This window comes from Pseudomonas huaxiensis, from assembly GCF_003231275.1.
Taxonomy (GTDB): Bacteria; Pseudomonadota; Gammaproteobacteria; order Pseudomonadales; family Pseudomonadaceae; genus Aquipseudomonas; species Aquipseudomonas huaxiensis.
In genome coordinates this window covers 1-14,857 of sequence record NZ_QKVL01000077.1, presented here as the reverse complement: position 1 = coordinate 14,857, position 14,857 = coordinate 1, and the positions used below count along the sequence as shown (strand labels likewise).

General features: G+C 56.9%; 13 protein-coding genes. 11 read left to right on the top strand and 2 right to left on the bottom strand.

All coding sequences use genetic code 11. From position 1 onward, the window contains the following. Positions 1 to 627 (bottom strand): ShlB/FhaC/HecB family hemolysin secretion/activation protein (locus DM374_RS31665; protein ID WP_177431640.1); only part of this gene is annotated, 627 nt, incomplete at its 3' end. Between the two features lie 773 nt (positions 628 to 1,400). Between DM374_RS31665 and DM374_RS31660 the strand changes: the two genes are divergently transcribed. The 3 genes from DM374_RS31660 to DM374_RS31650 are packed head-to-tail and all read left to right on the top strand — an operon-like array spanning position 1,401 to position 4,045. Continuing rightward, positions 1,401 to 2,516, top strand: a complete 1,116-nt coding sequence (locus DM374_RS31660; protein ID WP_177431639.1) for an alcohol dehydrogenase catalytic domain-containing protein — start codon at positions 1,401 to 1,403, stop codon at positions 2,514 to 2,516. A 48-nt stretch (positions 2,517 to 2,564) separates the two neighbouring features. Then, positions 2,565 to 3,098, top strand: coding sequence for a cupin domain-containing protein (locus tag DM374_RS33340; protein WP_157969787.1), 534 nt, complete (start codon positions 2,565 to 2,567; stop codon positions 3,096 to 3,098). 29 nt (positions 3,099 to 3,127) lie between these two features. Further along, complete coding sequence (locus DM374_RS31650) at positions 3,128 to 4,045, top strand: SphA family protein (RefSeq protein ID WP_177431638.1); 918 nt, start codon at positions 3,128 to 3,130, stop codon at positions 4,043 to 4,045. Here the strand turns inward: DM374_RS31650 and DM374_RS31645 are convergent. Next, positions 4,040 to 4,705 carry a GntR family transcriptional regulator gene (locus DM374_RS31645; protein WP_110973422.1) on the bottom strand — a complete coding sequence of 222 codons (666 nt, stop codon included), beginning with the start codon at positions 4,703 to 4,705 and terminating at the stop codon, positions 4,040 to 4,042. The two genes, DM374_RS31650 and DM374_RS31645, sit on opposite strands and share 6 nt — an antisense overlap. A 373-nt stretch (positions 4,706 to 5,078) precedes the next feature. On the opposite strand from DM374_RS31645, the gene mhpB reads away from it, so the two are divergent. The 8 genes from mhpB to DM374_RS31605 all read left to right on the top strand — a co-directional run bounded on the left by mhpB (position 5,079) and on the right by DM374_RS31605 (position 14,636). Continuing rightward, entirely contained in the window at positions 5,079 to 6,023 is a 945-nt protein-coding gene (mhpB, locus tag DM374_RS31640) for a 3-carboxyethylcatechol 2,3-dioxygenase (protein ID WP_110973421.1), read from the top strand. Between the two features lie 22 nt (positions 6,024 to 6,045). Continuing rightward, positions 6,046 to 6,903 carry an alpha/beta fold hydrolase gene (locus DM374_RS31635; protein WP_177431641.1) on the top strand — a complete coding sequence of 286 codons (858 nt, stop codon included), beginning with the start codon at positions 6,046 to 6,048 and terminating at the stop codon, positions 6,901 to 6,903. A 12-nt stretch (positions 6,904 to 6,915) separates the two neighbouring features. Then, positions 6,916 to 7,710: a 2-keto-4-pentenoate hydratase gene (gene mhpD, locus DM374_RS31630; protein ID WP_110973420.1), complete on the top strand. Its 795-nt coding sequence runs from the start codon at positions 6,916 to 6,918 to the stop codon at positions 7,708 to 7,710. A 13-nt stretch (positions 7,711 to 7,723) separates the two neighbouring features. Beyond that, positions 7,724 to 8,662, top strand: a complete 939-nt coding sequence (locus tag DM374_RS31625; protein WP_110973419.1) for an acetaldehyde dehydrogenase (acetylating) — start codon at positions 7,724 to 7,726, stop codon at positions 8,660 to 8,662. An 11-nt stretch (positions 8,663 to 8,673) separates the two neighbouring features. Then, the gene (mhpE, locus tag DM374_RS31620) at positions 8,674 to 9,684 is read left to right on the top strand and encodes a 4-hydroxy-2-oxovalerate aldolase (RefSeq protein WP_110973418.1); all 1,011 of its coding nucleotides are present in this window, start codon (positions 8,674 to 8,676) and stop codon (positions 9,682 to 9,684) included. 258 nt (positions 9,685 to 9,942) lie between these two features. Beyond that, positions 9,943 to 11,160 carry a 3-(3-hydroxy-phenyl)propionate transporter MhpT gene (mhpT, locus tag DM374_RS31615; RefSeq protein WP_110973417.1) on the top strand — a complete coding sequence of 406 codons (1,218 nt, stop codon included), beginning with the start codon at positions 9,943 to 9,945 and terminating at the stop codon, positions 11,158 to 11,160. 45 nt (positions 11,161 to 11,205) lie between these two features. Further along, positions 11,206 to 12,474 (top strand): OprD family porin, encoded by a 1,269-nt coding sequence (locus DM374_RS31610; protein WP_110973416.1) that lies wholly within the window; start codon positions 11,206 to 11,208, stop codon positions 12,472 to 12,474. Between the two features lie 413 nt (positions 12,475 to 12,887). Beyond that, a complete protein-coding gene (locus DM374_RS31605) occupies positions 12,888 to 14,636 on the top strand; it encodes an FAD-dependent monooxygenase (RefSeq protein ID WP_110973415.1) in 1,749 nt (582 codons plus the stop codon). The last annotated feature ends 221 nt before the right edge of the window (positions 14,637 to 14,857 follow it).

The following is a 14,857-nucleotide window of genomic DNA, read 5'->3' as shown; positions in this document are numbered from 1 at the left end:
CACCGTCGTGCCGGGCACAAGCTCCATCTTGGCCTGGTTGGACGGCAGGCGGTTGAGCTGGTCGACCATCTGCTCGATATCGCGCAGGTTGAGCAGTTCGCCGACCGCGCCGGGGAAGGTCATTGCCAGCTCCCTGGGCGACAGCCCGCTGTCGGCGCCGCTCTTGATGCCTTCCAGGCGCCCTTCCACCACCTGCACTTCCAGATGCCGGCTGCTCAGGTCCTGCTGCGGCAGGTACGCGCGGCTGGTGACCAGGCCCATGGCAAGGTAGTGATCAGTGATGGCCTTGAGCAGTTCGTTAAGTTGCTGCACGCCCAGGCACTGACCGATATAAGGCTGGGCCAGGCGCTCGCGATCGGCCTGGGACAGGCGTTCGGCACCTTTTATCTCGATGCTGTCGATGGGGAAGCAGCGGGTGTCGGGCGCGGATTCGGGAGCAACGGGCGGGGCTTGGTTGCCGGGCAGTTCGCGCAGTTCTTCTAGGCGCCGTTGCTGCTCTTGCAACAGGCGGTCCTGGCGATCACGGATCAGGTCCTGTTCGCCAGGGGTTGCCGCAAGAGCCGATACAGCGGCGCCAAGGCTCAAAGCCACAACGCACAACCTCATCGCGAGGTGGTGAACAGACATGATCCGAAATCCCACTCCAATATCACTATGCCATCAATGGCGGCGAGATATTAAATAGCGAGGAAAATGGCGTCAATAGGCTGGCATTTGTCATAAAAATGCAAAGAAATGGTAATAATCTGCCAGGCTTGTTTCTTCCAATTCACCCAAGCATATGGAAAGCCAGCCACTGCGCATAAACGCATGCGAAGGTGTAGTCATCATCACATGGGGCGATATACGGATTGCTACCAAGCACATGCGTTGCTGCCTGCCAAACCATTAGTAGCGGAAGCCTGAAGAGACGTCGCGAGACGGCCCAGGCATCAGCGGGGGAGTAAGCGGTACCGGTGACCCGGCCGTGCCGGACGGTGTTCGTCGGGGTGAATGCGCGGTAGGTCCCTCACCGTCTCAAGCCATCCCCCGAATTTATTGGTGCTAGACACCTCAAATCGATAACCAATGAACCCTGTAACGCAACCGGACGGGTCAAGGACGACCCAGCTCTTTGGCCGCCAGCGAACCACTTGCATGCTAGCATCCTAGAGTGCATGATCTGAGCATAACTACAAATCAAGCGGTGCCCATCATGGTCAGCATTGCGTGCGTGAAACCCTCTCCATTGGCGCGGCTCCTGCCCAGGTCCGCGGCCCAGCTGGCCTTAGCTTCCAGCGAATCCCTGCTTATCCCCATACCGATCAAAGAGTTCAGGAACGCGCCTGCAGGTGCACACGACCCCTTTGAACAGTAGACCCGCGTTATGGCTTGAAGCCCAATAAGAAGGAAAACAAGAAATGAGCATGATGAAAGCTGCCCGCCTCCATCAGGTAGGCAAAACGTTCCAGATCGACTCGATCGAAGTACCAACACCCGGCGTCCATGACGTTCTGGTGGAGGTCAAAGCGTGCAATCTGGTACCGAACCTTCGTAACGTGATCGAAAGCTATCCAACCTGGTTCCCCTACCTGCCGCTGCCAAAGCTGCCTGCCATCTACGGGCTGGACGCTGCCGGCATCGTCAAAGCCGTTGGGCCGCACGTTCACGGGATAAAGGTCGGTGATCGCGTTTATGTGAACCCCGGCCGCAGTTGCGGGTCCTGCCACGCGTGCCTGCGCGGACAGCACATCAACTGCACCGCCTACACCTTCCAGGGCTACTTCGGCTTCGGGCTAGGCTCACAAGAAGTGTTTGAGGAATATCCCTACGGTGGTCTCTGCCAATACATGACTGCACCCGCATCTGGCCTGGTGAAACTGCCTGAGGCGATTTCTTTCGAACAAGGCTGCCGTTTTGGCTATCTGGGCACCGCTTACTCGGCCCTCCGTAAAGCCGGCGTGTGCTCTGGCCAGTCGGTTCTCATTAGCGGGGCAACAGGCACCTTGGGCCTGGGCGCCGTCTTGCTGGCTCTGGCGATGGGAGCCACAAGGATTTTTGCTCTGGCGCGTAACCGGCAACTTCTGGAACGCGTGCGGGCGATCGCCCCGGAACGCATCTTCACGCTGTCGCATGGTGATCAGCCGCTAGGTGACTGGGTTCGTGAGCACACCGAAGAACTGGGCGCTGACGTCTTCATCGATGCGGTAGGCCCCGGAGCCCCCCATACGATCACTGTGGAAGCCATTGGAGCACTGCGCCGCGGTGGCCGCATGGTGGATATCGGCGGTATGTCCGAAGATCTTCCGGTGCCGATGTTCAAACTGATGTGCTTCCAGATCAGCGTGATCGGCTCTCTGTGGTTCACCGTGGCTGAGGGGCAGGACATGGCGGAAATGGCTGCTGCTGGAACGCTCGACCTTTCAGTATTCGATCAGGAAGTGTTCCCGATCGAGCAGGTCAATCAGGCGATGGACTCGTTGGAAGACCGAAAAGGTGGCTTCACGAACGTCGTAATCGACCCAAGCCTGGTCTGATCTGAAGCGCCGTTCCTCGCGAGCGGCGCACGCATCTGGAGCTCGAGCATGAAAACAAGACGAGTAGTTGCAGGTACACAAAACGGGAAGTCGGTATTCCTCGCTGATGGCGATGCCCCTCACCCCTACGAATACGAACATGTACCAGGTTTCGCTACATCACTTATCTGGGGCACTTCGAAGGGCCCGTCTATTCCGGAGGGATTCAGCGACCCGGTCCAAGCATCCACCTCGCTGCTGCCTGGACCGGGCGAAACGAAGCTACTGATGGTCGGTTTTCCCCCAGACGGCATTTTCCAGTCAACCGCCTTCGATCCAGCGCAGGCCAACATTGAGCAGCAGCGTCATCTGATTGGCCTTTATGAGTGCTTTGACCCTCAGCGCCCGGGAATGCACGCGACCCCAACTGTCGATTACGGGATTGTCGTCAAAGGACCGGTCATTCTCGAACTTGACGATGGGCAATCGAGAGAATTGAACACTGGCGACGTGGTGGTGCAACAAGGAAACACACACGCCTGGAGAAACCCCAGTTCAGAGCCTGCGCTTGTCTGCTTTGTTTTGATCGGGTCGCGTGCTTGAACGGCTGAAACCTACATAGGAAAACAATAATGAAAAGTTATGTAATTCGGGCTGCGTTAGTCAGCTCGATTGGATCGGCTTTGCTCGCGCCCGGGACCAGCTACTCAAGCGAAAACGGCGACACGGTTTGGCCCTTGGGCGTACAAACCGTGCTCCCTGCAATTCTGCCCCAACCAGGGGAGACATCACTGTATAGCTACACGGCGTTCTATAAAGCCGACAGCTATCGTGATAACCGCGGGGAATCCGCTATCCCTGACTTCAAGCTGGAAAACTTTATCCAGGCTGTGAGGGTGGTTCATACGTGGGATGTAAAGTTCGAAAGCGGGATTACCCTTAGCAGCGGCGTCATCGGCTCCGCGAACAAGATCAAGGTTGAAGCGTTCGGGAACAGCGACACTGATACCGGCTTTCGGCAGTTGTACCTGACACCGCTCTACGTCGGGTATTCACCCTCCGAGAACCTTCACCTGTTAACCGGTTTCAGTGCGTTTGTGCCCTTGGGCAGTTATGACGGCAGCAAGCTGGCCAACAGCCCCACACCGAACGCCAGCTACACCCAGGAGTTCGACCTTACCTGGTTCCCTGGCCCGAACTGGGAAGTGTCGATTGCTCCCACCTTCACGGTGAACGCCAAGAACGATGACACTGACTATCGCTCTGGCAACATCTTCAACATCGACTACCTGTTGGGCTACCGCCTGGAGTCCAACCCGAAGGTGCAACTGGGTCTGGTGGGGTACTACACCCATCAGGTAACCGATGACCGCTCTGATCTTGTGGATCTGGAAGATGGCAATCGCCTCCGCAAGTTTGCGGTAGGTCCGCAGGTCTTTTATGCCTTTGACCAGACATCCGGAGTAGTCCTCAAGTGGATGCATGAGACCTCGGTCAAAAACGGGCCTAAGGGCGACTCGCTGTGGCTGGAGTTCGCTTTCCCGTTATAGGGCCAGCTCTGCGTCGGAGGACATCTTCGCTACTACGTCCTTGGCGATGCTATGGATATGGGCCGCCGCCGCTTTGGCCGCGGCCTTTTTATTGCGAGTACGAAGAGCAGTCACAATCTCGTCGTGCTCATCGGTGGCTGCCCCAAGGTGAGATTGGAAGCCGCAGGTCTGGACGATGAAGAAATCGGACAGTTCGAAGTTGGCAATTTGGCGCGCCGACAGAATGGGAGACCTGGCCATCGAATGCAGCATCCGGTGGAACTCAACGTTCAGCGTTCTGTAGCTTTCAGAAGCATCGCTGTGTTGAGGATTGATATTCCTGATCTTGTCGTTGATCTCTGCCATCCGAAGAGCCTCTTCCGGTAAGCCACGATCAGCAGCGAGCCCGGCGATCAGTGCTTCATTGTTGGCAAACATCTCGTAGAAATCTTCCACGTCGGAATGGGTAGGATGTACTACTTCACAGCCCACCTGTGCAGTGATAACAACAAAGCCGCGCTCTTGCAGGCTGTTCAGCGCCGTCATGATCGGCTGCCGACTCACCCCCGTCTCTTCACCAATTTCTTTTACCAATATCTTCTGGCCAAACGCATAACGGCGAGAGAGCAAAAGCTCAAGGATATGCTGGTAAATAGCGGTCTTTTTGTTTGCCACTTGCATTGAATTTCATTCCCTAGGGCTACGCACGGTGGATCTGATTATGAGGCTTACATTCTAGAATTTCTCATAGTAAACCAAAACTGCTGTGCCGCTTGTGTGGTCATCTGTCTTGATTCTGAAATATCGAGGCTTCTCGGAATCGGCGAAATGTTCAGAGCAGCGACGCTGGCCCTGGATAGCCCTGCAAGCCTTTGGCGATAAGCGGCGAGAGATGAACTTGCATGCTAGCATTCTAGAGTGCATGATGATCCGGCAGACAACAACAAATCTACCTGCATGGCGTTCTCGACAGCCCGAAGGCCGCACCGAGAACGCACATGCCGCCCAGTGCGACACGGCTCGCCCTGGGCATCGACGCAAAGGTTCCTTATCCATGAGCGTTTTCTTGCACTGCCTGTCGCACACCCCTCTGATCGGGCACCTGGACCCACCTCAACACGTACTGGATGAGGTGAATGGAGTCGTCCAAGCCGCCCGAACTCGAATCGCCGAATTCGACCCGGAGCTCGTCGTACTTTTCGCTCCCGACCACTACAACGGCTTCTTCTACGACGTGATGCCGCCGTTCTGCCTGGGTATGGCAGCAGAAGCTATTGGGGACTTTGGCTCGTTGGCCGGCACCTTGCCGGTACCTAAGCCAATCTCGGAGGCCTTGGCCGAATCCCTTCTGATCTCAGGGATCGACATCGCTGTCTCCTATCGCATGCAGGTCGATCACGGTTTCGCCCAACCGTTGGAGTTCCTGCTGGGTGGGCTGGATACCTACCCCGTACTCCCTGTCTTCGTGAACTGCGTGGCCCCTCCGCTGCCCACCTTCGAGCGCGTGCGCAAGCTGGGCGAAGCGGTCGGACACTTCACACAACAGCTCGACAAGCGAGTGTTGTTCCTGGGATCAGGTGGGCTTTCGCACCAACCACCAGTACCAGAGCTGGCCAAGGTTGATGCCCGCATGGCAGATCGCTTGATGGGTAGCGGACGCAACCTTCCTGTAGATGAGCGTGAAGCTCGTACCCAGCGAGTTATCAGTGCAGCTGAGCGCTTCGTTGAAGACCAAAACAGCCTCCATCCGCTGAACCCCGAATGGGACCAGCAGTTCCTGGACATCGTCGAGCAGAACAATCTGGCCCAACTCGACGGTGTGACCTCAGCGTCCCTTTCGGCAATCGCCGGCAAATCAACTCATGAGGTCAAGGCCTGGGTTGCCGCCTTCGCGGCGCTTTCCGCTCACGGTCCTTACTCAACAACCCACCGCTACTACCGGCCGATCCCTGAATGGATTGCAGGCTTCGGATCTATCAGTGCGCGCTCCCAGCGCTAACCCTTTTTACGGAGAGAGAATCGTGACTGCCATTACCGAATCAGCCACCAGCAAATTCGTTCGCATCCAAGATGGCGAACTGGACTTGCGCATTCATTACAACGACTGCGGCCAGGGCAAAGAGACCGTCGTCATGCTTCATGGCTCGGGCCCTGGTGCAAGCGGCTGGGCAAACTTCAACCGCAACATCGAACCTCTGGTCGATGCCGGTTATCGCGTAATTCTGATGGACTGCCCGGGCTGGAGCAAAAGCGACTCGATCATCAGTACCGGCTCCCGCTCTGACCTGAACGCACGCGTTCTGAAAGGTCTGGTCGACCAACTGGATCTGAACAAGATCCACATCCTGGGTAACTCCATGGGTGGCCACACCGCGGTTGCGTTCGCCCTCAACTGGCCAGAGCACGTGGGGAAACTCGTTCTCATGGGCGGCGGTACCGGTGGTGTCAGTCCGTTCGTACCAATGCCGAGCGAGGGTATCAAGCTGCTCAATGGCTTGTACCGTGAACCCACGATCGAAAACCTGAAGAAGATGATGAGCATCTTCGTGTTCGACACCAGCGACCTCACCGAAGAGCTGTTCCAGGCACGTCTCAACAACATGCTTGCTCGCAAGGACCACCTGGAAAACTTCACCGCCAGCCTCGCAGCCAACCTCAAGCAATTCCCGGACTTTGGCCATCGCCTCGGCGAAATCCAGGCTGAGACCCTGGTTATCTGGGGCCGCAACGATCGCTTCGTTCCTCTCGATACAGGCCTTCGCTTGGTCTCCGGCATTCCGAACTCCCAGCTGCACGTCTTCAACAAATGCGGTCACTGGGCACAGTGGGAGCATGCCGACAAGTTCAACCGCATGGTTGTTGATTTCCTCACCCACTGATCGAGGTCATCCATGGATACCACACAAGAGACCCTTGAACGCCTGGCCGCTGATTTACGCCGGGCAGAAGGAAAGGGCGAACCCATCGGGCCGCTGCGTGACGCTATCGGTGCCACCAATGTGGAACATGCCTATGCGATCCAGCGTTTGAACCAAGCGTATGCAATCGCCCATGGCCAGCGCCTTGTTGGTCGCAAGATCGGTCTGACCAACCCTAAGGTCCAAGCCCAACTGGGCGTCGAGCAACCGGACTTTGGTTGTTTGTTCGCTGACATGGCTTACGGCGACAACGAAGTTGTGCCGTTCGAGCGTGTGCTTCAGCCGAAGATCGAGGCAGAAATCGCGCTGATTCTCAAACACGACCTGCCAAGCGCATCGACCACATTTGCAGATGTCGTTGCAGCTATCGACTGGGTTCTTCCAGCGCTGGAAATCGTGGGCAGCCGTATTGCCGGATGGAACATCAAGTTTGCCGACACCGTAGCAGACAACGCCTCCAGTGGCTGTTTCGTGCTGGGCGGTCCTGCTCATCGCATCGATGGCCTGGACCTGCGAGGTGCAACGATGAATCTGTCGAAAAATGGTGAGGTAGTGAGTTCAGGTAGTGGCGCCGAATGCTTGGGCCATCCACTCAATGCTGCCGTATGGCTGGCTCGAACCATGGCGGAATTCGGTGAGCCGCTCAAAGCCGGCGACATCATCCTGACCGGGGCATTGGGCCCGATGGTTGGTGTTAACCCAGGTGACCATTTCGAGGCCGAGATCGAAGGTCTTGGCCGGGTCGGTGTGTCGTTCAGTGTCGAATGATGGAGTTTCAAAAATGACTACCAAACGTAAAGTCGCCATCGTCGGCTCCGGCAACATCGGCACCGACTTGATGATCAAGATCCTGCGTAATGCCAAGCACCTGGAAATCTCGGTAATGGTGGGTATAGACCCTGCCTCCGATGGCCTGGCGCGTGCCGCTCGCATGGGAGTAGGCACTACCCATGAGGGCGTGGCCGGCTTGGTCAAAATGCCTGAATTTGCAGATATCGATTTCGTATTCGATGCGACCAGTGCGGCGGCGCACGTGAAGAACGATGCGCTTCTGCGTCAGCACAAGCCAGGCATCCGGGTTATCGATCTGACACCCGCTGCTATCGGTCCTTACTGCGTGCCAGTGGTGAACCTGGAAGAACATGTTCAGGCGCAAAACCTCAACATGGTGACCTGTGGTGGCCAGGCGACTATTCCAATGGTCGCAGCCGTGTCTCGTGTGGCCAAAGTGCACTACGCCGAGATCGTGGCGTCGATCGCTTCCAAATCAGCAGGTCCCGGCACCCGGGCCAACATCGACGAATTCACCGAGACCACCTCCAAGGCAATCGAAGTCATCGGCGGTGCGGCTAAAGGCAAAGCCATCATCATCATGAACCCTGCCGAACCACCATTGATGATGCGCGACACGGTTTACGTACTCTCCGAGAGCGCCGACCAAGCCAAGATCGAAGCGTCCATCGCTGAGATGGTTGCCGCGGTTCATGCCTACGTCCCGGGTTATCGCCTCAAGCAAGAGGTGCAGTTCGAGGTCATTCCTGAATCTGCTCCGCTGAACATCCCAGGACAAGGCAGATTCAGCGGCTTGAAGACTTCCGTGTTCCTGGAAGTTGAGGGCGCCGCCCACTACCTGCCTGCTTACGCCGGCAATCTCGACATCATGACCTCTGCCGCATTGGCCACTGCCGAGCGCATGGCACAGTCGATGAGCAAGGCCTGAGGAGCGCAGACATGAATGGTAAAAAGCTCTATATCTCCGACGTGACGTTGCGTGACGGTATGCATGCCGTCCGCCATCAGTACTCGCTCGACCAGGTTCAAGCGATTGCACGAGCACTGGATGCGGCAAAGGTCGATTCGATCGAAGTGGCTCACGGTGATGGCCTGCAGGGTTCCAGCTTCAACTACGGATTCGGCGCCCATACCGACCTCGAGTGGATCGCGGCCGCTGCCGATGTGGTGAAGCACGCAAAGATCGCCACGCTGCTGCTGCCGGGTATCGGTACGCTTCATGATCTCAAAGCGGCCTATGACGCCGGTGCTCGTGTGGTACGTGTCGCGACCCATTGCACCGAAGCGGACGTCTCCCAGCAGCACATCGAGTATGCGCGCAAACTGGGTATGGACACTGTGGGCTTCCTGATGATGAGCCATATGCAGACCCCCGAAGGTCTCGCACAACAGGCGAAGTTGATGGAAAACTACGGCGCTACTTGCATCTACGTCGTCGACTCCGGTGGAGCGATGAACATGGATGACATCCGAGCCCGTTTCCGCGCGGTCAAGGCGGTGCTTGATCCCGCAACCCATACCGGTATCCACGCTCACCACAACCTCAGCCTCGGCGTTGCGAACTCGATCGCCGCTGTCGAAGAAGGCTGCGACCGCATTGACGCCAGCCTCGCCGGCATGGGGGCCGGAGCCGGTAATGCTCCACTGGAAGTGTTCATTGCTGCTGCAGAAAAACTCGGCTGGGACCACGGCACGGATCTGTATGCACTGATGGACGCTGCTGATGATCTGGTGCGACCGCTTCAAGACCGTCCGGTACGCGTCGATCGTGAAACCCTCGCTCTGGGCTACGCCGGGGTCTACTCCAGTTTCCTGCGTCATGCAGAAGTCGCCGCTGCTCGTTACGGCATCAAGGCTGTCGACATCCTGGTCGAACTTGGCAAGCGCCGAATGGTTGGCGGCCAGGAAGACATGATTGTCGATGTCGCCCTTGATCTGCTGAAACGCTGAAGTTCGCTTACAGCTCCACGCAAGCTGTTCGCTGTACTACCCCCCTTTCTCCGAGAGGGGGGATCTATCACAACAATAAGAGCTGCCCACTATGTATGCCTTGTCGAATCTCATAGCTTCAACTCGAACATATCGCCCCCGCTTCAAGCACCTGAATCTGTAAGCGCTGGTATCGACGCCGCCAGGCACAACCAAGCGCATGAAGTAACTCAATCACGTGTTTTCCGAAGTTCTTGAAGACTTTGGAAAGGGGTCTCTATGACTGTCAAAACAGATAAAACCAAACTTCTAATTACCATCATGCTGTGCTTCCTCGTAGCACTGATGGAAGGCCTGGACCTGCAAGCGCCGGGCATCGCTGCACACGGCATGTCTGCCGACTACGGCTTGGACAAAGTGGATATGGGCTGGGTGTTCAGCGTCGGCGTTCTGGGCATGTTGCCCGGAGCGTTCGTAGGTGGCCGGCTGGCGGACCGATACGGTCGGAAGAAAGTGCTCATTGCCTCTGTCGCGTTATTCGGCGTCTTCTCGCTGGTAACCACCGTTGCCTGGAGTTTCAGTGCGTTGCTGTTTGCGCGCTTCCTCACTGGCGTTGGACTTGGTGCATCACTGCCAAACCTCATCGCGCTTGCCTCCGAAGCCGCCGGCGAACGGATGCGTGGTACCGCTGTGAGCATGATGTATTGCGGCGTGCCTCTGGGCGCGGCACTTGCTGCGGCGATCGGCCTTCTGGATCTGGGCGTCGGTTGGAAGCTCGTTTTCTATGTGGGTGGTGTTGTTCCCCTGGTTATCGTTCCCCTACTGGCGTTCTATCTCCCAGACCTCTACAAGCCAGCACAAACAGGCGGCGCCACTGTTGAACTGCCTTCGACCAAGAGCATCCTCGTTGAGAATGGCTCGCTTAAAATCACATTGCTGCTGTGGGTGAGCTTCTTCTTTACCCTGATGGTGACCTACATCCTGATCAACTGGTTGCCCAGCATCCTTATCGGGCAAGGCTTCAAGCCAAATGAAGCCAGCATGGTGGTACTGAGCATGCAGCTGGGCGCAGCCATTGGCACCCTGATGCTGGGAGTCGCCACCGACCGTCTGCCAATCTGGGTAATGTCGTTACTGGTGTACGGCGGCACCCTGATTTCACTCGCGTGCCTGACCTCGGCTACCGCGTTGCCCGCGATGATGGCTGCGGGCTTCCTGGCAGGTATCTTCACCACCGGCGGCCAATGCGTGTTGTACGCGCTGGCGCCTCAGTTCTATCCCGCAAATGGCCGTGCAACAGGCACAGGTGCCGCTGTGGCTGTAGGCCGCATTGGTGCAATGACCGGTCCGCTTGTCATCGGAAAGATGATGGCCCTCGGAGCAGGGACAAGTGGCGTCATGCTCGCATCGGCGCCGGGTTTGGTGCTGGCAGCCATGTCTCTGCTTTACCTCTCTTCGATCAAGAAAGGCCCGGCGCCCACCACGTCGGTCGCGTGACTGACGCGCTACTTCAACGATAAAAACAACAAAGAAGACATCGACATGAAACACTCCAAGAAAGTGGCCTTTGCGGGCCTGCTGGCTGCGCACGCGGCTTCTCTCCAGGCTGCCGGCTTCATCGAAGACTCGAAGGCCAAGGTCACCGTGCGCAACTACTACTTCGACCGAAACTACATCAACGAAACACCCCAGGCCGCAGCCAGAGAATGGGCCCAGGGTTTAATCGTGAACTTCACGTCTGGGTTCACTGAGGGCGTCGTTGGATTCGGGCTGGATGCCCAAGCGATGCTGGGGGTGCGCCTGGACTCTTCCAGTGACCGCGTCGGTACCGGACTGCTGCCCTATTCAGCACGTACCAGAGAGCCTGCTGACGAGTATTCCGAGGTAGGACTGACAGGCAAGGTCAAAGTATCGAAGACTGAGCTGCAGTTCGGTACCGTCAGCACCTTCTTGCCCATCGCGTTTGCGAGCCCCACCCGACTCCTGCCTCAAACCTTCCGCGGCACGTACCTCAAGTCTCAGGACATCGAGGAACTCTCGCTGCACGCCGGCTGGCTGGATCGGATCAACCTTCGAGACTCGACCGATTACCAGAAGATGCGCGTTTCAGCACCGAACGGCCGCTTCAACGGCGCCGCGGAGTCGGATGGGTTCTACTTCCTGGGGGGCGATTACACATGGTCGAAGAACCTGACGCTGAAGTACTACTACGCCGAGCTCGAGGACATCTATTACAAGAACTACCTCGGGTTCGTGGATAACCGTCAAGTCGGCCCTGGGAAACTGACCTCCGACTTCCGTTTCTATGACTCCAGAGAGAATGGTGCGGCGAAGGCCGGTAAGGTGGACAACCGTAATACCGCTCTGATGCTGAGCTATCAACTGGGCTCTCACCGCCTTGGCGCAGGCTATATGCAACTGACCGGCGACACAGCCATGCCCTATCTCTTCGGTACGGAGCCTTTGGTCATTACCGAGGGTACCTTGAGTTCTGAGTTTCTCAATCCACAAGAGAGAAGCTGGCAGGTCAAGTATGACTACGACTTCGCGGGCGTTGGCGTGCCAGGTCTAAAGGGAATGCTGCGTTACGTGAGCGGCGACAATATCGACCTGCCAAAGCTTGGTGGCAACGATCTGAAGGAAAGCGAGAAAGATCTGGAGCTCTCCTACGTTGTCCAGAGCGGCACGTTCAAGGACGTGGCTTTTCGGGTGAGACATGCCTGGTACCGAAATGACTTTGGTCCTGGTGCAACTCACCGTGATGACAACGAACTTCGAGTGAATATCGACTATTCATTCGCGCTCTGGTGATTTTGAGGCTCACTGCTCCTCGGTTGTTACGCGCTCCTTGGCCACGGTTTATCCGTGGCTTTTTGGGCAGGACGAAAGGTAATTTCGGATGATTGCGAGCCGAATTCTTGCATGCTAGCATGTAAGAACAAACTGGAGAGATGCTCGATCCGTCAACGCGGTCTTGCTAGCCCCTCAATCGATAGCCTGAAAACAAATACAAAATCAGGAGGTTTCATGATTACCACCCCCACCACCGTTGAGTCCGGCGCTCTACTGAACTCTTACTGAACGCTGCACCTCCCTGAATATTTCCCTTTCCCGAATACCTCATCGGTAGCGACCGCTTCTGCGTCGGTGTTCTGGTTTCCATCCATGCTCCGAGTTTGCACACAGGTTCAGAGCATCAATATGTAATGCCTGGAGAATAAGAAATGACCACCTCCAACAACTTCGATACTGACGTGCTGGTGATCGGTACTGGTCCTGCTGGTGCTACTGCTGCCTTAGCGCTTGCCACCTATGGTGTACGGGTCAAGATGGTGACCATGTTCAACTGGTTGGCCAATTCGCCCCGCGCCCACATCACCAATCAACGAGCCATGGAAGTGTTGCGTGATCTGGGCCTGGAGGAAGAAGTCATTCGGGCAGCCACTCCATGGGAGCAAATGGGCGACACGCTCTTCACCACCAGTCTGGGCGGTGAAGAAATTGCACGCCTGCGCACTTGGGGTACCGGTGACAAACGCAAGGGTGACTACGTCCAAGGCAGCCCTTGCACCATGCTCGACCTGATCCAGCCAGAGATGGAGTCCATCCTGCTCAAGCATGCCGCCGCCCGCAGCGCACAGGTGAGCTTCAATACCGAGTACCTGCGCCATGAGCAGGATGCTGAAGGTGTTACTGCATACATGAAGGACGTGTCGACCGGTCAGGAATACACCGTACGAGCCAAGTATCTTGTCGGTGCTGACGGGGCGAACTCCAAGGTCGTGAAAGAAATCGATGTTCCCATCGTTGGCGAAATGGCTCGTGCGGGTACCGCCTACGTCATCTTCAATGCAGATCTCTCCAGGTACGTTGCACACCGCCCTAGCATTCTTCAGTGGATCGCCACTCCTGAAGCTGGCTTCGGTGAAATCGGTATGGGCCTGCTACGAGCAATTCGCCCATGGGATCAATGGATCGCTGGCTGGGGCTTCGACATGGCCAAAGGTGCCCCTGATCTCTCTCCTGAAACCGTGCTACAGAAGATTCGCCTCCTAGCAGGTGACCCGGAACTGGTGGTTGACGTTGAGCGCATGTCCACCTGGTATGTGAACCAGGCTCATGCCACTGAGTATTCTCGCGGTCGCGTGTTCTGCGCCGGCGATGCGGTACACCGTCATCCACCGTCTAGCGGACTGGGTTCCAACACCTGCATGCAGGACAGCTTCAACCTGGCGTGGAAACTGGCCTATGTGGTGAAGGGCTTTGCGAGCCCTAGCTTGCTGGAAACCTACACCCCTGAGCGTGCTCCGGTAGGCAAGCAAATCGTCGCACGTGCCAACCAGTCCCGTAAGGACTACGCCTTGCTGAAAGAATGTTTCAACTTCGGCAATGGCGTCGACACCGTTGCCAAGCTTCTGGATCGGATGCGGGACCCTAGCCCTGCGGGCGTTGAGGTCCGCCTCAATTTGCAGAAAGCACTCGAGATCAAGAACTTCGAGTTCAATGGACAGGGCGTGGAGTTGAACCAGCGTTATGAGTCATCCGCTGTCGTTCGCGATGAGCACGACGGTCATGAGGTCTGGGCCAAAGACAAGGAACTGCACCTGCAAGCAACCACCCGACCTGGCGCGAAGCTCCCTCACGCTTGGCTGGTGAATGAGAGTGGGCTGCGCGTTTCCACGCTGGATGTGGTCGGTAAAGGCAGCATGACGCTTGTCACTGGCCTGGCAGGACAAGCCTGGGTCGAAGCAGCACAGCACTTGAACAAGCCGTTCTTGAAGACTGTGGTCACCGGTGCCAAAGGCACAGCCGATCTTTACTGCGACTGGCAAGCAGTCCGCGAAGTACACGAAGCCGGCGCGATTCTGGTTCGTCCAGACGGCTATGTGGCGTGGCGCCAACGCGACGCGGTGTGGTCCGCCGATGAGGCCGTGGCACAGCTGCAGCAGGCGCTTCAAAGCGTGCTGGGATAAGCAGTAGCTCAATAGGCCCGGCTGATGCTGGGCCTTTTTTTTCGCCAGGACATTCTAGAAAGGTGAACCTAGCAAAAGCTCTTATTAAAGGACTACGCGGTGTGTTGCGGCCCAAGTCATAGAAAGGGACGTTTGCTTCTGGGCTCTGTATGAAAAACCTTGATACTCGGTGATGCTCCGTTGAAAACAGCCTCGTGCGCGAGCCCGGTCGGAATGCTCAT

Coding starts and splice junctions, on each gene's coding strand:
- DM374_RS31610 (WP_110973416.1), top strand. CDS start 11,206: ATGAAACACTCCAAGAAAGTGGCCTTTGCGGGCCTGCTGGCTGCGCAC.
- mhpT (WP_110973417.1), top strand. CDS start 9,943: ATGACTGTCAAAACAGATAAAACCAAACTTCTAATTACCATCATGCTG.
- DM374_RS31650 (WP_177431638.1), top strand. CDS start 3,128: ATGAAAAGTTATGTAATTCGGGCTGCGTTAGTCAGCTCGATTGGATCG.
- mhpB (WP_110973421.1), top strand. CDS start 5,079: ATGAGCGTTTTCTTGCACTGCCTGTCGCACACCCCTCTGATCGGGCAC.
- DM374_RS31660 (WP_177431639.1), top strand. CDS start 1,401: ATGAGCATGATGAAAGCTGCCCGCCTCCATCAGGTAGGCAAAACGTTC.
- DM374_RS33340 (WP_157969787.1), top strand. CDS start 2,565: ATGAAAACAAGACGAGTAGTTGCAGGTACACAAAACGGGAAGTCGGTA.
- DM374_RS31605 (WP_110973415.1), top strand. CDS start 12,888: ATGACCACCTCCAACAACTTCGATACTGACGTGCTGGTGATCGGTACT.
- mhpE (WP_110973418.1), top strand. CDS start 8,674: ATGAATGGTAAAAAGCTCTATATCTCCGACGTGACGTTGCGTGACGGT.
- mhpD (WP_110973420.1), top strand. CDS start 6,916: ATGGATACCACACAAGAGACCCTTGAACGCCTGGCCGCTGATTTACGC.
- DM374_RS31625 (WP_110973419.1), top strand. CDS start 7,724: ATGACTACCAAACGTAAAGTCGCCATCGTCGGCTCCGGCAACATCGGC.
- DM374_RS31645 (WP_110973422.1), bottom strand. CDS start 4,705: ATGCAAGTGGCAAACAAAAAGACCGCTATTTACCAGCATATCCTTGAG.